17 protein-coding genes are annotated in these 20,232 nt (G+C 29.2%); 3 read left to right on the top strand and 14 right to left on the bottom strand.

Features of this window, described 5'->3' with window-relative positions:
* Positions 1–208 precede the first annotated feature (208 nt).
* Together OREMA_RS0106420 and OREMA_RS0106415 are read right to left on the bottom strand one after the other, a co-directional pair.
* Complete coding sequence (locus OREMA_RS0106420) at positions 209–1,540, bottom strand: BamA/TamA family outer membrane protein (protein ID WP_018248449.1); 1,332 nt, start codon at positions 1,538–1,540, stop codon at positions 209–211.
* Between the two features lie 116 nt (positions 1,541–1,656).
* Positions 1,657–4,140 (bottom strand): DUF3656 domain-containing U32 family peptidase, encoded by a 2,484-nt coding sequence (locus OREMA_RS0106415; RefSeq protein WP_018248448.1) that lies wholly within the window; start codon positions 4,138–4,140, stop codon positions 1,657–1,659.
* A gap of 566 nt (positions 4,141–4,706) precedes the next feature.
* Here OREMA_RS0106415 and OREMA_RS0106410 point away from each other — a divergent pair.
* Both OREMA_RS0106410 and OREMA_RS18265 read left to right on the top strand, forming a co-directional pair.
* The gene (locus OREMA_RS0106410; protein ID WP_018248447.1) at positions 4,707–4,940 is read left to right on the top strand and encodes a hypothetical protein; all 234 of its coding nucleotides are present in this window, start codon (positions 4,707–4,709) and stop codon (positions 4,938–4,940) included.
* A 191-nt stretch (positions 4,941–5,131) separates the two neighbouring features.
* A complete protein-coding gene (locus OREMA_RS18265) occupies positions 5,132–6,172 on the top strand; it encodes a DUF4382 domain-containing protein (RefSeq protein ID WP_018248446.1) in 1,041 nt (346 codons plus the stop codon).
* Between the two features lie 85 nt (positions 6,173–6,257).
* On the opposite strand, the gene OREMA_RS0106400 is transcribed toward OREMA_RS18265, so the two are convergent.
* From OREMA_RS0106400 to OREMA_RS0106385, 4 genes are all read right to left on the bottom strand, one after another.
* Entirely contained in the window at positions 6,258–7,241 is a 984-nt protein-coding gene (locus OREMA_RS0106400) for a hypothetical protein (protein WP_018248445.1), read from the bottom strand.
* Positions 7,242–7,473: 232 nt separating this feature from the next.
* Positions 7,474–8,133: a Crp/Fnr family transcriptional regulator gene (locus tag OREMA_RS0106395; RefSeq protein WP_018248444.1), complete on the bottom strand. Its 660-nt coding sequence runs from the start codon at positions 8,131–8,133 to the stop codon at positions 7,474–7,476.
* A 19-nt stretch (positions 8,134–8,152) separates the two neighbouring features.
* A complete protein-coding gene (locus OREMA_RS0106390; RefSeq protein WP_083900077.1) occupies positions 8,153–9,046 on the bottom strand; it encodes a FecR family protein in 894 nt (297 codons plus the stop codon).
* A complete protein-coding gene (locus OREMA_RS0106385) occupies positions 9,036–10,799 on the bottom strand; it encodes a CHASE2 domain-containing protein (RefSeq protein WP_018248442.1) in 1,764 nt (587 codons plus the stop codon). Before OREMA_RS0106385 ends, OREMA_RS0106390 begins: the two co-directional genes overlap by 11 nt.
* A 694-nt stretch (positions 10,800–11,493) precedes the next feature.
* On the opposite strand from OREMA_RS0106385, the gene OREMA_RS0106380 reads away from it, so the two are divergent.
* Complete coding sequence (locus tag OREMA_RS0106380; RefSeq protein ID WP_018248441.1) at positions 11,494–11,925, top strand: FxsA family protein; 432 nt, start codon at positions 11,494–11,496, stop codon at positions 11,923–11,925.
* 127 nt (positions 11,926–12,052) lie between these two features.
* Here OREMA_RS0106380 and OREMA_RS0106375 read toward each other — a convergent pair whose 3' ends face one another.
* The 8 genes from OREMA_RS0106375 to OREMA_RS0106340 all read right to left on the bottom strand — a co-directional run bounded on the left by OREMA_RS0106375 (position 12,053) and on the right by OREMA_RS0106340 (position 19,822).
* On the bottom strand, positions 12,053–12,493 hold the full coding sequence (locus tag OREMA_RS0106375; RefSeq protein WP_018248440.1) for a C-GCAxxG-C-C family protein: 441 nt from the start codon (positions 12,491–12,493) through the stop codon (positions 12,053–12,055).
* A 250-nt stretch (positions 12,494–12,743) separates the two neighbouring features.
* The gene (locus OREMA_RS0106370; protein ID WP_018248439.1) at positions 12,744–14,099 is read right to left on the bottom strand and encodes an SPFH domain-containing protein; all 1,356 of its coding nucleotides are present in this window, start codon (positions 14,097–14,099) and stop codon (positions 12,744–12,746) included.
* A gap of 176 nt (positions 14,100–14,275) precedes the next feature.
* Positions 14,276–14,764, bottom strand: coding sequence for a GNAT family N-acetyltransferase (locus OREMA_RS0106365; RefSeq protein ID WP_018248438.1), 489 nt, complete (start codon positions 14,762–14,764; stop codon positions 14,276–14,278).
* Between the two features lie 32 nt (positions 14,765–14,796).
* Positions 14,797–15,309: a GNAT family N-acetyltransferase gene (locus OREMA_RS0106360; protein WP_018248437.1), complete on the bottom strand. Its 513-nt coding sequence runs from the start codon at positions 15,307–15,309 to the stop codon at positions 14,797–14,799.
* A 165-nt stretch (positions 15,310–15,474) separates the two neighbouring features.
* The gene (locus OREMA_RS0106355) at positions 15,475–16,371 is read right to left on the bottom strand and encodes a YegS/Rv2252/BmrU family lipid kinase (protein ID WP_018248436.1); all 897 of its coding nucleotides are present in this window, start codon (positions 16,369–16,371) and stop codon (positions 15,475–15,477) included.
* 418 nt (positions 16,372–16,789) lie between these two features.
* A complete protein-coding gene (locus OREMA_RS17300; protein ID WP_018248435.1) occupies positions 16,790–18,589 on the bottom strand; it encodes a WG repeat-containing protein in 1,800 nt (599 codons plus the stop codon).
* A gap of 449 nt (positions 18,590–19,038) precedes the next feature.
* Positions 19,039–19,593 (bottom strand): hemerythrin domain-containing protein, encoded by a 555-nt coding sequence (locus tag OREMA_RS0106345; RefSeq protein ID WP_018248434.1) that lies wholly within the window; start codon positions 19,591–19,593, stop codon positions 19,039–19,041.
* 34 nt (positions 19,594–19,627) lie between these two features.
* On the bottom strand, positions 19,628–19,822 hold the full coding sequence (locus tag OREMA_RS0106340) for a DUF1858 domain-containing protein (RefSeq protein WP_018248433.1): 195 nt from the start codon (positions 19,820–19,822) through the stop codon (positions 19,628–19,630).
* Positions 19,823–20,232 lie beyond the last annotated feature (410 nt).

Genomic DNA, 20,232 nt, shown 5'->3' with positions numbered 1-20,232 from the left:
GCTTATAACATGATAAAAAGCTATCTTAAGAGATAGCTTTAAATAATTTCTAATTTTCTACTGGCATAAGAACTTAAGATAAGAAATCTTTATTTCTCTTTTTATTAATCTAATTTTGCTAAAATAAATTAATAAATTTAGTTTATTCCATAATTCAAAAAATATAAGAGAGTTGAGATTAATCTCAACTCTCTTATATAAAGCAAGCTTAGAATGTCTGTCCAATATTCATTCTAAATTGTACCGCTTCTTCAGAATAACCTATATCAGTACGAACAATTACATCTTCATTAAAGAAGTATCTAATTCCTAAACCACCAGAATAATGCATATCTTCAGTGAATAGCTCCCTATTAAAGTTATCACTTACTCGTCCAGCTTCAAAGAATAGATTTCCTTGTAATCCAGTTAAGATATGATCCATAGGAACTCTTAACTCTGCTTGATATAAGACAGAGTTATTATCATAAAATCTATAATAATTATATCCCTTCATAGTATCTAAATCACCAAGTAATGCCATATCAAAGAATGGAGCATATGTAGAAACTACTGCGTTTTCATTACCAGTTTGGAATCGAAGTAATCTAGTTCTCTCTTCATCTATTCTTTTTTCTCCTGTAGTAGATTGGGTTCTCATTCTAACTGCAAAGGTTGACTTCTTAAATACTGGGAAATACTTTCTAGCATCTAAAGTATACTTTGTATAGTCCCAATTATTATGACTATCATGGCCTAATAAGTCTAAACTCTTCTTCACCTTGGTAATCACCCTATGTCCACTTCTTGGATTATTCTTATTATCGACCTCTTTATTCTCCCATGCTAATGAGATAGTATCAGATTTATAATCCTTAACTTGACTTTCTAACTCTTCATAATTATATTCACCAATAATAGCATTGTTCTCATTAATATCATAAGTCAGATTTAAAGCTAAACTATTATTCCACCCATGGTATAATTGATACCCATCTAACTTATCTCTATCTATAGTATTTTGTATTTCTAATGCCCTTTGCATATCTTCAGAAGTTGCTGTTCCATTTGCAATCTTAGTCTTAATTATTTGTAATTCTTCTAACATATCCATATATTCTTCTGGAATCTCTTCATCTGAGCTATCATTACCAATAGCTCCATTTTTAATATCATTATATTTGATTATTTTAAGTCTTCCACCTAGAGTTAACTTATCTGCTAGTGGATAATCTTTTAAGTCATTAAAAGAGGTAATCATCCCACTCTCTGGAGCATACATCAACACAGAAGTTAATGTTGTTCCATTATTGAATAAGTTGGTATCATAATAGAAATCTCCGATCATAAACCCTGCTTCATTAATATAATAAATAAATGGTAAATTTCTGCTTTCAGCTTCTTGATCAGCTTGATAAAGATCTTTAACCTTATCAAATAATGTCTTTTCACTTTCTAATTTTAATGTTTCTTCAGCATGTACAACTGATAAATCTGAAACTATTAGATTCAAAACTACTACCATAACTAATACTGTTAATATTTTTATGTATTTTTTCATACTTCCCCTCCTGTATTCTTTTCTTCTATTATCCTGTGCTTATAGAATAATATAGCAAAATTATTATATCAAATCATAGTATCATTGTCTAATTAATCCCTTAAAAATATAAGCTGTTATTCAACTCCCCGATAAAAATGACCAGTAGTATAACCTTTACGTTTAAATTTAAGACTTAATTCTTTGATGAATTGAGAATTAACTTGAGGATCATTTAGCTTTGCTTTATAAGCCTTAATTACTTCAATGATCTCCTCTTGATCTTCCAAGACAAAATCTAAACGATAACTTTGACAACCTGAATTCATAATCTCATCGAAGTGATCTACTAAATATAGTGGTTGACTATTATAAATAATAGTTCGGCAAGTATTTGCATCTGCTTCAATAGGAGCTACCATTCCTTTACGATCTAAAAGTCCATAATTTGCTGTTAAACATTCGTGATTACAATCTTTATCAGAATCAAATCCTTTATGTACACTTGCAATAGCACAGTACTCAGTAATCATCATTGGTAAATGACCATAAATAATAACTTCCTTATTTATATTATTATAGTTAGCAATATTTTTAATCTCTTTTAAGTTCAACTCTGGAGATAAAATAACATTTTTATACTTCATATCTGACCAATGCTTAACTGTATAACTATTAAAATTATTCAGAGGGTAATCAGCAATTAAATCTTTAGATGTATTTTTCAACATTTCTGCTATACCTAATTGAGGAACGAGATAACCATCAATCTTAGACTTTTCTAATAGCTCAAGTTTCTTTTTAAGCTCTTTTATTTCTTCTAAACGAGCTATCTGTGGTAATCTAATAAATAATTCTGTCTTATATTCCTTAACTATTTTAACTAAACTATCTAAATTAGAAAGATCAACATCTCTAATATCATAGTATAATCTATCTATATCTTGCTTTAATATTTCTTCTATCTCTTTGCTTCCTTTAAGATAAATAGACAATTCCTTCTTAGTTGATCTTCTTCCTCTCTTTAATTTAAATCTATCTATCTTAAGCTTATTCTTTCTAGGAGTTGAGATAAATTGTTTACTTCTGATTTGATTTAACTTTTCTACTGCATCACGGCGCAATTCATTTATTTTAGAAATAGGAACAAATAAATTATTATCAATATCTAATTCTAAACTTCCTAATTGATAAGGGGTGTTACCTAACTTTTCAAGTTGTTCTTGAAAGTCTTCAGCCCCTATAGCACGCTTTTTAGCTTCTTCTGGCAGAAAGTCACTGCTACTTTCAACATAATGACCAGCTTGATCCCACAACTTTAATTTCATACTTTCTCCTAGTTTAGCTGAAAAGCGACCATAAATTTCTAAATTTTTTATAGTATCTTTTAATTGAAAGCTTTCTTGCAATCTAGCCAATAATTCCTGGTGCGAAGTTCGATAAACTAAATCTCCACTGCTTATTCTTCCACTAATCTTAAAGCGGATTATATCATCGGTAATTTGATCATATTTTGATAATATTAGCCCAGGATTTCTTCCTGATTTGGTCCAAATTTCAATTCCATCTCCAGCCTTAACTTCTTTAGACAACTTAACTTTACATTCTTTAGTTTGATAATCATAATCTATTACCTGAGCAACTTTGATCCCCCAATTTTTAGGGCGCTGATAACTTATTAAATCTAAATTATTCTTGCCTAAATAATAGCCTGGAATAAATCCTCCACGATTAAATATCTGCTTAACTTCTTCTTGGTCTTCTTCCTTAACTTGATACTTAGTTTCTTGAACTGCCAAAGATTGATCAAGATATTTTCTATACTTTTCTGTTATTAATGCAGTATACTCGGCTCTTTTCATTCTACCTTCAATCTTAAAAGAGCTAATACCCGCATCTATTAACTCAGGTATAATCTCTAATGTATTAATATCTTTAGGGCTTAATAAATGCTTCTTAGTAAATTCTTCACTAACTACGCCTTCATTCTCTAGATCAACTAGAGTATAGGGCAAACGACAAGGCTGAGCACAACGGCCACGATTTCCACTTCTTCCACCAATTAAACTACTCATTAAACATTGTCCAGAATAAGATATACATAAAGCTCCATGAACAAAAGACTCTACTTCTAAATTGCTCCCTTCTGCTATCTCCTTGATCTCAGGAATAGATAGTTCTCTTGCCACTACAACTCTAGAGAATCCTAATTCTTCTAAGTATCTTGCTCCTTCTAAATTATGTATGGTCAATTGAGTACTTGCATGCAATTCTAAATCAGGAAAATTTAAACTAACTAATCTTGCTACTCCTAAGTCCTGCAGGATTACTGCATCTACCCCATAATGATAAATTTTTTCAATAAATTCAAGTACATCTGCAACTTCACTATCCTTATATAAAGTATTTACAGTTAAATAAACCTTCACACCACGAATATGAGCATAATCAAAGACCTCTTTCAACTCTTCTAAACTAAAATTATCGGCATTTTCACGAGCATTAAAGCTTTTACCACCTAAATAAACTGCATCACAGCCATTCTGTACTGCAGCATATAAACTATCCCAATTCCCTACTGGTGATAATAACTCAACTTGTTTTGATCTATAATTATACATTTATATTAACTCCCTTTCTAAATTTATTTACATTATTAACTTAATAACCTACTACTTCTTCTTACTTAAGTATCCTTTATCTATCGCTCATCACTCATTTTATATTATACCTCTATTGATTTCAATTTAATTTAGTAATTAAACTAATTTTAAAGTTAAGCTTAATGGGTATAAAGTAACATTTTTAGGTGATAGGAGTTAGGTCATAGGGGATAGTAAGGTCTTTCTACCTCCCATTTCCTAACGCCTAACTCCGAAAGTGTCGCTTTATCATTCTATAAAGTCAGATTTAAATTTCATTCTAGAGTTATTTGATTATATTAACTCTATTGCCAATTATAATTCGTATTCATTAGTGGTTAATCAATCTTTTAATAATTATATCTCAATGAATTCTTTAATTTCTACAAATATTCCCTTTTTTTACTTATATATAATGACAAAAACTAAAAACAACTATCACAAATTTTGTATCATTCATTACATTAATTTTGCTGTAAATATAAGATAATTTTATTAGAGAAGAGAAATTAGCATAAGTACTAAAATCTTAAGGAGAGATAATTATGGATCTAGAAATGAGACTAAAAAACTGTAAAAACTGCAAACATATATTCATCAATACTGGAAATAGCCTTTGTCCTGAATGTTTAGAGGAGGAAAGAGAAAATTTCAAAAAGATACGAGATTATTTATGGGAGAATCCTGGTTCTAATAGCAAGAATATTCATGAAAATACTGATGTTCCATTAAAGATAATTAGACAATTTGTTAGAGAAGGAAGATTTAACTCTTTATAATTTATAACTCTAAAATTAACCTTTATAGACTATACCTACTAAAGAAGAAAAAATAACAAGATAGAATTAATATAAATACATTTTGATTAATCTGTTTTTTGGTATTATACATCACATTATTTTAGGATAATTACTGATAGAATCTAATTAAAGCTAAGAAATATTGCTCATCAAAGAAGGAGGAGATAAATATGACAAAGAAAAAAATAGTATTTTTAATCGCTGTACTAACATTGGCTTTAGCAATTACAGCTTGTAGTGATGGGGGGAGTAGTACTCTTACTAATGGTAGTGGTGAATTAGCACTATCACTAGCTGATGCACCTGTAAATAATGTAGCAGAAGTAAATGTAACTCTTGATGAAGTACAAGTAAGTCGTTTAGAAGATGACCAAGTGGTTTGGGAAACAATCAATGATTTCTCTGATCTTGGTGGAGAAGCTACCTTTGACTTATTGACATTACGCTTTGATGAAGAATTATTAGGACAAGAGATGCTGTCAGCTGGGAATTATAATCAAATTAGATTAATTGTAGCTGCAGATCAACAAGATAGATCAAAAGCTAAAAACACTGGTAAATCATATATTGTTTACAATGATGGTACTGAAACTGATATCTTCATTCCTAGTGGAACTCAAACTGGTCTAAAAATCAATCATGACTTCACTATTGAAGATGGTAAGATTACTAGATTATTATTAGATGCTGATGTAAGCAAGATTATGCATAGTGCAGGAAAAAGTGGAAAGATAATCTTAAGACCTACTGCTATTAAAATCATAGACAAGGTTATTTCTGGTGATATTGAAGGAAGAGTAGTTGCTGATACCGATGGTGATGGGACTACAGAAGCTATTAGTGGATATGATGTGCTAGTTGAAGCCTGGAGCAATGATACTAAAGTTGCTTCAACAGTTGCTACTGTTTCAGATATAAAAGATGAAGAAACAGGCGAAGTTATTAAAGAGGCTGGTTCTTTCCTATTAAGAGGACTTGAGGAAGGATCTTATAGCATCAAGATTAAAGTAGTTGATGGAGAAGGAAATGAAGTTCTCATAGATACTGATGGAGATGGAAGTAAAGATAGTGCTTTATATCAACTTACTACTACTAATTCTACTAACGTAGTAGCTGAAGAAGTTACAACTTTAGAAACAATAACCTTAGAAAAGACAATTGTTAATGATAGCACTGATACTGATAATACAACTTCAGATTCTACAAATTAATTAGCCCACTTTCATTATATATATATATAATAAGAGAAAAGCCCATATGGGCTTTTCTCTTATTTTTCTCTAATAGTAATTATTTTTAAAAAGTAAAATATAGTAAGATAAATGCTGTAATAATAAATGTGAATATTATAAACCCATAAATAATTATTTTATCTTGATTTAAGAAAAAATATCCGTCATTTGATATTTCATTATTTTGATCTTCATCCTTAGGAATTGCTAACTTAAACTCAGAATTGGCTTCTATACTCATTTTTCCACTAACTCTATCATTAATAGCAAGAATAAAATCATAGATTTTTTCATCCTTGTTTAATTTTATCTCTTTAATAGTTGCTTTTAGCATATCTGCTGATGATTCAATTAGCTTTGATAGATCTTCTTTAAAACTCTTATATGTTTGGCTACTAATCTTCGTTAAGATCTGATCTCCTACCTCTAACTCAGCAATTTTTTTACCAAAAACAGCAGAAATTTTAGGCATACATTCAACTAAAGATCTACCATCTAATCTATCTATTATCTCATCTTCTTTATTATCTTCTTTAAATAAATAAGGATATTCATCTATTATTTCTTCCTTAGTGTTCAATTTAGTAAATATGTCTAGTTCGATAGGCTCTTTAACCATATCTTCTATTTGTTCTTTGATTATAAATTTAAATTCATCTATTTTATCATCATTAAATAAGTCTATTAATTTAATAAGATCATTCTTTCCAAAACTTTCTTTAACCTTTATTCTAATTCTTCTTCCCTCAAGCTTTTCACTCTCTGTAGTCTTATTAAAAATTCTCACAAATCCCTTACTACTTGGCTCAAGATAAAAAATTTCATCTCTATTACTAACCGTTGCATCAAATCTAATAAGAGTTTTTTCGTTAGTTTCTATAATTGATTTGAATAATACGCATATCTTATTTCGACCACCATAACAAAACTTCCCTAAAATAGTAATATAGCTTTCTTCTTTTTGAGTTGATTCACTTAAATTATCAGTTAGATATTTTGAATTATAAACACCTAAATCATTAGTAGGAACAACACCTTCACTAGCCATAACTTACCCCCTCACCCTTAATTACTACAACCCCTTTTTCTTATATTTCTCTCAAAAACATTTTTTTCCTTCTCATATATTAGCTAAAATTTGAATATTATATAAAAAAATAAGAAAGGAGATTATCTCCTTTCTTATTTTAACTTAATTCTAAAACATTACTTAATAATTATAATTTAAATGGACTTAGAACTAAATAAATATTCTTAAGTATAGCAATAAATTCTTTAATTTATTTATCAAAATCTAATAAAATCAGATATCTATTCTTAACCAATAACTTCTTCTCTTCTACCATTTCATTTATTAACTTGGTAATACTCTCTCTAGTTGTCCCAACTAAATTACCTAATTCTTGATGAGTAATCTTTTTACTAATCAATAGCCCCTCATCTCTTCTTTCACCATATCTATTAGCCAATTCTAATAACACTACCTCTAAACGATCTCTGACAGATTTAAACGTAAGGTTCTTTATTTGGTTATTAGCTTTACGCAACCTCTGAGATAATTTAACTATAATTTTTAAAGGAATTTGTGGAAAATCACTAAGTAATTTATAAAACTTCACTTTATCAATAATGTATACTTGAGAAGATTTAATTGCCTGTACCGAAGCTGAGCGAAAATTATTATCAAGAAGCGCCATTTCTCCAAAAAAATCTCCTCTTCCTAATAAGCTTAAAGTCTTTTCCCTACCCGTTGATCCAGTTCTAAAAACCTTTATTAGTCCATCTAAAACAAGATAAATGCTATCTCCTAAATCCCCTTCTAAGAAGATAATCTCATTTTTCTTATATACCTTTTTTGTGACTATCTTTTTTATTTCTTCTAGTTCCTTTTCATTCATCTCTTGAAAAAGAAAGAATTGTTCTAAAAACTTTTTCGACACCTATATTTCCTCCTTAACCTTACTTTCCTTTGGACTTACCATTATTACTACTACCTGTGTGACTCTTACCGCTATTACCATTATTTCTGCTTTTATTATCATTATTTCCATTGTTATTCTTATCTTGGTTTCTATTATTCTTAGTATTGTCTTTATTAGAATTATCTTTATTATCTTTGCCTATATTCTTTCCATTTCCCTGATTATTTTTATTTTTTCTAGCATTTTCTTTCTTCTTTTCCTTAACTTCTTTGCTCCATTCCTTAGTCTCTTTTATCCACTTCTTCTCTTTATTCCATTCTTTCTTATCTTTATTAGTAAATTTACTTAACCTAACTTTATTATTTAGGCTAGAAACCTTAGCCATATTTCCTCTTCTAACCAATACCCTTCCAGCTGAATTATTAACCTCTACTTTACCTTCATCTACCAGAACTTGAACTTCCTGTTCTTTATTTACCTTTACAGAAAATAGAGTTCCCCTCACTCCAGCAACTGCAGAAGGAGTTTCGACTTCAAACTCTGTACTACCAGAAGCTTCATGGATAAATTTAACTATTATCTCTCCTATAGTCAATTTAACACGCTTTAAGTTTATATTTTTATCTTTATTCTTAAGCAATTTTAATTTAGAATCAGATTTAATTAGAACCTTGGCTTGATTAGCAAAAGTCACCTCTGCCTTAGCTCCATTAGAAGTTTTAATCAAATCACCTGGCTTAATATTGGTACTGTCTTTTAATCTAATCCATCCCGATGAAAAAATAAACCAACTACTTTTCTTATAATAAACCTCTCCTTTAATTCTATTCAATATAATCTTATCTTCAGCAAAGCTTTTAACTACTACTGTTGATAAGAAGATAACAACAATTAAAATCAATATAATACCTTTAATTACCTTAATCACCATCACTCCCTTTTTCAGCTATTATTTTATAAAGGTTGCTTTTATTTATCTTTCCTTTTAATTTAATATTCTTCTTCAATTCAACCTTATATTTATATTTTATCAATTGATAGGTCTTCTCTCCAACTATAATTTCTCCAGCTCCAGCCAAACCTTCAATTCTAGATGCAGTATTCACTACATCACCTATGGCTGTATAATCACTTCTTTTAGTAGAACCTATATTACCTACAATAGCTTGCCCTGTATTAATACCAATTGATATCTCTAAAGGTAATCTCAAATTTTGACTAATTCTTCGCTGCAATCTTTGAGCAAGAATTAAAGCTAATTCAGCATGATCATCCTGTTTACTTGGTGCATTAAAAAAGACCATAGCTCCATCACCAAGAAACTTATCTAAAGTACCTTCTAGCTTAAAAGTTTCTTCCACAATAATAGAAAAATATTTATTTAACATACCTACTACTTCTGTAGGACTATTCTTCTCAGAAAAGCTAGTGAAATCAACTAAATCAATGAATATAACAGTAATATCCCTTCTTTCACCAGCTAAGTAATCTTTATCTCCTAATCGAATCACTTTTTGAATAACCTTTGGAGATAAATATCTGGAAAAGATCTCTTCGAGGTGCTCTCTATTTTGTTCAGATTGCAAATAGGACAAGAGGTTTATTGCTATGAAAGAGAAAATCATAATTAAAATAAAAGGTACTATGGGTAGAAAAATATTTAATTTAAATAGAAATAAAAATCCAACTATAGAAATAAATATACAGACTAGCAAAGTAAAAATTATACTTTGTAAAGGAGTTAATTTTCCATAAATCCAAACAATTATAAAGGTAAAGAAAGAAATTAGTATAATTACTTTATATCTATCAAGTTCATAAAAGAAAGAATTTTCAAGATAATTGTCTATAATCTCAGCATGGATCATAACCCCTGGAAGATATCCTTTGGCACTAACCATAGGAGTCATTAAATAATCTCTTAAGGTGTCATCAGTGGCACCTATTAAAACTATTTTGTTCTCAAAAAAAACTGATGGGAAATTATGATTTAAAACCTCACCATATGAAATTTCTTCAAAATAATCATTGCGATAATGAAAATTAATTAATGGCTCTTCTCTAATTAAATCTTTATTTCTACCAGAATATTGTCTAGCTAATTCAAAAGAAAAAGGAGTATGCTGATTAGAAATATATCTGACACGTCTAATCTTACCATCCTTATCTTGAACTAAATTCAGATATCCCAAGGCTCCTACCTCTTTTCTAAAAAGTTCTAAAGGATATTTGATTTCATCAACCTTAATCTTCTCATTAGAAAATAGACCTATCAAAAAATTATAATCTCTAATAGTCTTTAAGTTTAGTATATAAGGTAACACAACATTCTCAGCTTTCTTGATTCTATTCACAAATAGATTATCAATTTTCTCTTCGGTAGGCAGATCAAAAAAAATATCAAATCCAACAATTGCTGCTCCTGCTTTATTAAGCTCTTCAATCAATTTAGCATGAATATCCCTCGACCAAGGCCATTCTCCTATTTCATATAAAGATTTTTGATCTATTTTTACAATTACTATTTTATCTTGAGTGTTTGGAGTAAGCAAACTATTAATTAATACCCTATAATCATATGTAAGTAGCTCTACACTATTTAGTATTCCAGATAGAAAAATTAAAATAGTTAGAGCTGTAATTATAACTGATAATAATATTAACTTTTTCTTTCTTATCTTCAACCTTTAATCCTCCAAACTTAATTTTTAATATATATAAGTTGAACTAATAATTTTAATAAAAAATATAAATAAAAAACTTGTTTTGTTACAAATCCAACTAATCTACACAAATAATTTAAAAAATTCAATTATATATAGAGCATAAAAAAGAATTTGAATTTACTTAGAAAAAAATTGAAACCCAAACCTTTTTTGACGCTGATTAAATTACGATTAAGTTCTGACCTTATTTATTAGCTAATAGCTAAAATACCTGCGCAAATCACCAAGAGTACTTCCTTAGTCATTCCTCTCTGGATCGGAAAACATAACACTCCACAAGGTGGATGCTACGAGCTAAATCCCGTAGGTAGGGATTATTTATAATCTAATATTATTTTAGCTCCCTGTAGAGAAGTTTTATAGTTTGAAATTTGTTCGTTTATAATTTTTCAGTCCTTTATTCGTGTTAATTCTTGGCTAAAAATTATTTTAGTAAGTAATTATGTTTTAATGAAATTCTTTAATTCAATCTATATAGATTATTATATTATCTTTATTCTGCAAAAATTTATAATTACCTGCACTCTTCACTATATCTTTCATTGTTTAGTAGCTATTAATTAAAGCACTTGCTTTATATTACCATAAACATATTTAAACTAAATAGAATATATTAATTATTGAGGGCAATGCAGATAAGGAGGGAGATAATATGTTTAGATTAATTTTATTGTTTACTATTATCCCATTAATAGAATTAACTTTATTAATTAAAATGAGCTATTATATGGGAATAGTATATACCATTTCTTTAGTAGCTACCACTGGAATAATTGGAGCTTTCTTAGCTAAAAAACAAGGCACTTCTGTTCTAAAAGAGATCAATCATTCTCTATCACAAGGAATAATGCCTGCTGATAGATTAATAGATGGTTTGTTAATCTTAATCGGTAGTGCATTCTTAATTACTCCTGGCTTGCTAACTGATTTAGTTGGATTCTCATGTATAATCCCCTTTACTAGAAAGAGAGTCAAGATTTTAACCAAAGGTAGATTAAATAAAATTATTAGATCAGGTAGATTCCAATTCTTCTCCTTTAATCAAGAGGAAGATAGAAGTATTGATATTATTAAAGATGAATAATTAAAAAACAGAGGTTATTGACATTAATTTCAATAACCTCTGTTTTTTCTGATTTAAATTATATTATAAGAAAATCCAAGTTTAATATCTCCTTAACTATCCTCAACTAATATTATTTAATAAATAGTTATAGATATTTATCTTCAAGCAATTTGACTGCATCCTCAATATATTTCCCACATTTATTGCTAAATAAATTCTTTGACTTAGCTTCTTCCATTCCTGCTTTAGTATTTATATTTACTCCTATCAATTCTTGACAATTAATTGTATTATTAAGTCCTTTAAACTCTTCACTAAATTTTCTTACTAAGCTATGAGTTTCTTCTTTTGCTCTTTTATCTTCAGCCTTATACTGTCCATTTAAAGCACCTATTACCATAAAAGCTCCAGTTACTGCACCACAAGTATTCTGCATTCTTCCCATACCTGCTCCAAATCCTGAAGATATCTTTAATGCCACCTCTTCTTCTAAATCTAAGTCTTCAGCAAAGGCTAATAGAACTGATTGGGCACAATTAAAACCACTTGAAAACTTATCTTTGGCCTTCACTTGTCTACTTTTCACTATCTCCCCCCCCCTTCTAAGCTTATTCATAATTAAACTTTATTTGAAATTTGAAATCATATACTCTAATTCTTTAATATTCTGCTTTCTACTATCTATTCCTGCTTATAAGCATCACTATTTATACTAGTTTATTAAGATATAATGATATGTGTAAATTGTAGTGCTAGGATTTAGGTTCTAGGGGTTAGTAAGGTCTTCCTAACTCCTACCTCCTAACACCTAATTCCGAAAACTGTCGCTTTATATCTTATTCTCCTACCTTAAAATTCAATTGTAAATCTTTAGCTGTCTTTACCTTTAACAACTCTAAAATATCCATAGCAGAGGAACTACCTCCAGTAGAATTACCACTATCCATTACTATATCTGGAACTAATTTAGCTCCTGTTAAAGATTCAGCATAAATTTTATTGACCTCAATCCAAGCCTGTAATTTCTTCTCTAACGCACCATCTGCCTTCATAATCTTTTCTTTTTCATAAGCCAAAGCATCTGCTCTTAATTTTATCGCTTTTGCTTCTAATTCAGCAGCTCTTAGTTCTGCTTCTCTTGTTTTAATCAAAATTTCTTTTTCAATCTGCCTTCTTTCAGCCTCTATTTTGGCTTGCTTTTTCTGAGTTTCGGCAGAAACAATTCTTTTTATCTGCTCCTTCTCTTGTTCTACTTGAATTTGTGCTTTCTCTGCTTCACCTTCTGCAATTATCCTTTGCTTCCTATATTCTGCTTGTTTTGCTTTCTCCTTTTCAATACTTGCCTGTGCAGCTGCATCTCTTTGTTGCCCTAACATCTCTTTAAACCTCTTCTCTGGATCAACAGATTCAATGGTAGATTGAACTACTGTAATACCATAATCCAATATAGAATGTTTCTTACGAATTATTTCTCCATTTCTTCTCTTAATTTGAACATCATATTTTACAACCTTCCCTTTTCCTATCTTTCTAGCTCCAACTACCTCTTCAATCTTTTCATCTTCTATCTCTTTCTCTTCAATTTCTAATGTATATATTCCATTTTGTAATTGGTCCATTACTGCATTTTCAAACTCACCACCTTTTCCAGAAATATATTCTTGAGCAGATAATATCCGAGCTGAATTCCTTAATACCTCTTTTGTACTAGGAACTAAAGAACTTAAGACTAAATTTTCTTGACTACGATAATCAACAGCAATCTTTCTGAATTTTTCAGCATTATTAGGCAATCTAAATCTAAAAGAAGCCTTCACATCAGCAGTAACTGCATCAATAAACCTAATCTTATAAGGTGCTTCCATTCCACTAAACTCACTATTTCTAATAGTATCAAACTTTACAGTTACTACTTTTCTAAAGGGAATCAAATTCCCCCACCATTTCATATGATAGCCAGGCTGTGTAACTGCCACTTGTCTTCCAGTTGGATATTGAACTAAGTAACTATATCCAGGTTCTGCATAAAAGTATGTACCATCAAAAAATAAGAACACAATACCTAAGACAGCTAAAAATACAGCAACAATTATACTAAACTTCTTTTCTCTACTAAGATAATTGCTAAGTCCCATTCCTAAACCTCCAATTATTAGCAAAGATCCAATAAACATAAATAAATTATTTAACATCTAATTCCTCCTTTTAAATTAATAAATTTTAATAATACAAAGCTAAAGGATAGTATCCATCTGGATACTATCCTTTAGCTTTTTACTTTATATTGTTATGCCCATTAATGCCAAAAAAGACCATTGCTCATCTTATAAAAAACTATATCACTCATATAAGTATTTTTATCTATTATTTAAGATAAAAACTGATATAAATGAACATCTACATAACGTTCAAACTTGTAGCCAACCTCTTTTAAAGTACCAACAAATTCAAAACCAAATTTCTGATGAAGGTCTATACTTATCTTATTCTCTCCAGTTATTCTAGCAATAATTGTATGTATCTGATCATTAGTATTGGCATGTTCTATAATTCTTTTCATCAATGCTTTCCCAATTCCTTGACCACGATATTCTTTATCAACATATAATGAAATTTCAGTAGTCCCAGAATATGCATCCTTTTTGAATAATAAAGATAAAGAAGCCCAGCCCATTACATTTCCTTCATTCTCTGCCACAAATATTGCTAATTTATGATCATGATCTTTAAACCATTCTAAACGCGATTTAATAGTCTTCTTTTCCATATCAAAGGTAGCTGTGCTATTTATAATTGCATCATTATAGATCTCTGTTATCCTTGCTAAATCTTCTACTTTTGCAAATCTAATCTTCATTCTCCAATCTCACTCCTTTTAAGCTATATCTACTATCTATCATATTTTTGAGCTAATTCATCTAAAGCCGATCCACTAACTCTATAAACTGTCCAATCCTCCATTGCTACCGCTCCCATCTCTTTGTAAAAATTAATAGATGCTTCATTCCAATCAAGACATGACCATTCAAATCTTCCACAATTACGTTCTTGTGCTAGATTAGCCAAATAAGAGAGCATAATTGTTCCTATCCCTTTTCCTCTAAATTTAGGCTTTACATATAAGTCTTCAAGATAAATACCTGCTTTTCCTAAAAAAGTAGAAAAGTTATGAAAAAACAAGGCAAAAGCTACTGCTTCATCTTCATATTCTGCTATAATAACCTCTGCTACTTCACGGTCAAATAATGATTCTTTCAATATGTCTTCTGTAGCCACAACTTGATCTGATAACTTTTCATACTCTGCTAAACCTTTAATAAAATTTAATATTGTAGATGTATCTTCTTCTTTAGCAAATCTTAACTTTAAGTTTTCTAATTTTGTATCTATTAATTTATTCATAGTTCTCCTCCAATTTATCTTAAAATATTCAGTTTATAGGTGTAGAAATTTAATAAGTGTAAAGAGACAGTAACGAATGACGAGTTACTAAAATATTGCAATATCTATAAAGAGATATTTAGATTTTACTTTCAGCTTAGATGACTTATACACCATTAAACTTGCTTATAAATTAGTAAAGACTTTAATCTTATGATGGTCTAAAGAAACTTCTAAGGGTAAATGTGGACCTTTCTCTCCATCCACATCTGAAAAATGGAGATCATAAGTATGGTCGCTACACTTAATTTTAAAATAATCATCCCTAAGATAGATAATATTCTTATCATTTAGATGATCACCTTGTAAAATTTTCAAAAATAATGCTGCTATTTCATGTAAGGGGCTAGACTTTACTGCAATAAATTCAAACATACCATCATCTATAGCAGCCTTTGGAGCTAATTTATTAAATCCGCCAGCACTTTTACTATTTAAAATCATAAATAAATATACATCTTCTTTAATTATTTCTTTTTTAGTCTGAATCTCTAAAGGAATAGCTTTCAAATTTGGTATCTGTTCAATTCCTTTAATATAATAAGCCATCTTTCCCAAAGTATTCTTAAAATTCCTATCAATATTGTGGGATACACTTGATAATAATCCTCCAGCACAAACATTAATGAAATATCTACCATTTACTTCACCTACATCAACCTTTTGAATATTATTTTTTAAAATAACCTCAAAACATTTATTAAAATCTGTAGGCATATTTAAATTATTCGCAAAATCATTAGCAGTACCAGCAGGTATTATTCCTAAAGGAAGATCCAAATCATGTTTGATCATTTCATTCACAACCTCATTCACAGATCCATCACCACCAGCTACAACAATAGCATCATAGTCTGCTTTATCCACCCCTTCTAAAGCTAAAGAAATATTGCCATTAGCACAGGTCCTAAAAATACTAACTTCATATTCTGAATCTTGAAATTTTTTAATGAAACTATCTAAGAAATTAGGGAACTTCTTATTACCTGACATAGGATTATAAATCAATTTTACCTTTTTCATAAACCAGTCCACCACCTTATCCAACATTCTTTATTTAATTTATTAAATATTAAATTATTCTTAATTCTATACCCTCTACAATTATTATATTGACTTTAAATATACAAGATTCTACTATGAAAATAGTATATTTCAGATATAAAATCACAAGCAACAGATCAGAAATTAATTTATTACTGCTTACTATATAGATTGAATTAAAGAATTTCATTAAATTCTAATTATTAAAAGAATGGTTAACCACGAATTAACACTAATGGAACACGAATAAAGGACTAAAGAATTAACTTATAAATAAAACTCTTTTGAACTATTAGTGTAGATTCGTGTATATCCATGGTAAAAAAAGATTTTACTTTGAATCTTTTGTGAAAATAATTAGTTCAACTTATATAGTTAATTAGTTATAGTATTATTTCTAGTTAAAAGAATTCCACAATTCTCCAGATTTATTGATGATATTATCTAACTTAGTATAAGGAATTTTAAATGTAGGGAATCCCTCAGAATAAGGTGCAATTTGATAAGGATAAAAATAGATACTTAAAGCCTCTTCTCCCAAAATAAAATTTTGATTGCCTTCTATACCTTGATATTCATCTAACCAGATCATACTATCTTCACCTTGACTTTCTATCTCTTCTTTAATAAGTTTAGTAATTATACTCACATAATCGCTATTTGCTTTGAATAAGTCACTTAAGTTATAAAATTCTCCACTCTTTAGATCAATATGCAGATAATCCAGTGATGGCATTCCATGAGCCGCCCCAAAAGGATACTCATAACTTGAAAACTCTAAAACTAATAAAGATTTGTTATAAAATTCAATTTCAAATTCAGCTTGATAATCGTAATATAAATCTTCATCAAAGTTTATATCTATAAAATTGCCAATAGCAATATTCTTTAATCTATCATTAACCCGTCTTTCTATCTTATTATCTTCAATCCCTCTTAATTTTGGATAATAAATTAGCACCGTAGGATTTGGTCTATATTTCTTTTCAACTATAGTATAAATATTTCCTAAGTTTCTATCTCTACTTTCTTCCCACACTATATTAGAAGATTTCGTCAAATAAGATAATCTATCATCAATTTCTGCCTTGATTAAGCTACCAGTTAAAGATAATTCACCTATACCCTCAACTATAGGTAAATCTCTAACCTTATTTCCTGTCTCATCTATAAAGAAAGTATATCTTCTATCTGAAACCGATGCTAGCCCATTATTGAAATCTGAAAGCGAATAATATTTGAAGTCTGTGATAAACTCACCCTGATGATTTACCAAAGCGTAAACAGAACCCTGTGAATTAACAATTTCATCTATAGCAACCCCTACAGCAAGTAAGCCCTGTCCTAAGTTCTTAATATCGTTGTATTGGGGCTTTAAGATAAAATTACCTGTAGTATCTATAACTCCATATTCTCTCTCCCAAGTATCTTCTGCTCCATTTACTATAGCTAGACCATTTTTAAAAGGATAGGCATCAGAAAATTTAGCTTCTACTAATATATTACCTTGCTCATCAATATAACCTAATTTACCATTAACCTTATCTCTAAAAGTAATAAATCCTTCATTTCTAGCACCTAAATATTTATAGTTTAATATCTCTAAAACTTGATTATTCTCATTTATTAATAGATAAGTATCTTTGTCAATCTTTACTAAAACCTTTCCTGTTTGGAAATCATCTATATATTTATGCCATTGATACTGAAGTGGCATTATAACCTTTCCAGATTTATTTATATATCCGATCAAAGATTGGCCTGATTTGCTAAAGGCTGCCTTTCCCTCATTAAAATCACTTATATAATCATCTGATTGAAAAATAAGCTCTCCCTTTTCATTGATAGCATTATATCCTCTTTTATCTTCAGCAATAGTTATCCCTTCTTTAAAACTACATATATATTGAAATTTAGGTTCTACTATATACTTTCCTGTTTTATCAATAACCCCATATAAAAGTTGCTCTGTCTCTACTATTGCTAAACCATTATCTTGGAAATCTTGGGCATATTTAAATTGTGGCTCAATTACATAACTACCTTCTTTATCAATATATCCCCAGCTTTTTTCTCCATTAATTTCTTTAAAAACAGGGTACAAATCAATATTTTCTTGACCAAAAATAGAATTATTACTATAAATAAGAATAATAAAAACAAATATAATAATAAAACTTACTTTTAACTTTTTCATACAACCCCCTTTGCCAATAGATCAATACCTAGCTCTTATATAATTTAGATTTCATTGAATAAAAATTTAATATATATCACTTAATATAGTTAATTCATTTTTATTCTTAAAATTCCTTTATCTAGTTAAAAACTTTCATAATTAGTCTTATTTAAATTTCATCTAAGTATACAACCTTAGAGTTAAATTTGAATATATCGTTATAGATAGAGATTGCGACAGTTTCGGCGCTAGGAGATAGGCGATAGGTATTAGGAAAAACTAACGCCCAACCCCTATGACCTATCACCTAAAAGTATCGCAATATCCCCATTAAATATGATTTTATAATTAGAGACCTCTAAAATAAAAAAAGCCCTAAAATTTAAATAATCCTCTAGTATTAAATCATCTTTATCATTATAAAACTAGAAAATTATTAAATTAAGGCTTGTTTTTTTATAATATCTTTACTTAACTCTTTTTTCTAAATCACTAATTAATGTTAAATATTTATCCTGTATTCCTTCTTTAGCAGCATTTTCTTCCACTCTATTACACTTTTCTTCTACCTCTACTAAAGATTCTTCTGTCAAGTTATTTTCACCAAAAGTATATATAGTATTATCTTCTTTATCGATATGCCTATGTAAAAGGTCTGTATAGGCGATAGTATTGGCTATAATATCTAGCTTTGCTTCTTGATCCCCTTCTTTGACTTTCTCTAAAGCTGCTTCTAAATTATAAATGAATAATCTACCCAAATCATGTTCAGAGAACATAGCTGTTATAGGTCCACTAGCTAATGGTTCACCAAGCTCTTCTGACATTTTTTTAAAAAGTATCTTTTCCTCTTTACTGTGATGATGCTTATCAGCATAATTTCTAACTACATCAATTATATCATAGAAAGATTGAAAATCTACTTCATCTTTCTCTAATACATTTAATGACAATTTTCTAGCAACTGCTAATACTCGTTTAATATTTTTATGTTCTTCTACCAATAGCTTTATCGCTTTCATTTTATCACTCCATTTCATAATTTAGCTTCTTTGCTTAATTTACTTTCTCATTTAGAGATTTAAGGATCTCTTCTAAGTTAATTCCATGTACCATAACAGCCTGTTCAATTGGCTCTCCTGTGGCTGTTGGACAACCTAAACAATGCATACCAAAGGATTGAAACACCTCTACTGTCTCTGGATATTTTTGTAACACTTCAGAAATAATATCTTCTTTTTTTATCTTCATTATTATAACCTCCTGATTTATTTTAATTATATTTATCTATGCTATATTCTTAACTACAATTATATTATAAATAAATTTATCTATTGCTTATATGATTTGAGTCACAGATAATACTTTTTTATTATCTGATTCATGCAGTACTACTAACTTCTACATTAAAATTCTCTTTAACTCTTTGTGGGGGACTATTTTAAAATTAATCATATTTGTTAAAAATATACTTTGAATAATAAAAAACAAGAATACTGATATCAGCACTCTTGCTTAAATTTAAATAAAAATATTTGATATTATTAACTATATTTATTGATAATCATTCTTCCTCTGCTTCTTCCTCTGCTTCTTCCTCTGCTTCTTCCTCTGCTTCTTCCTCTGCTTCTTCCTCTGCTTCTTCCTCTGCTTCTTCCTCT

The sequence above is a fragment of the Orenia marismortui DSM 5156 genome (assembly GCF_000379025.1).
GTDB lineage: Bacteria > Bacillota > Halanaerobiia > Halobacteroidales > Halobacteroidaceae > Orenia > Orenia marismortui.
The sequence above is the reverse complement of the archived record's forward strand: the minus strand, read 5'-3'. Positions and strand labels throughout refer to the sequence as shown.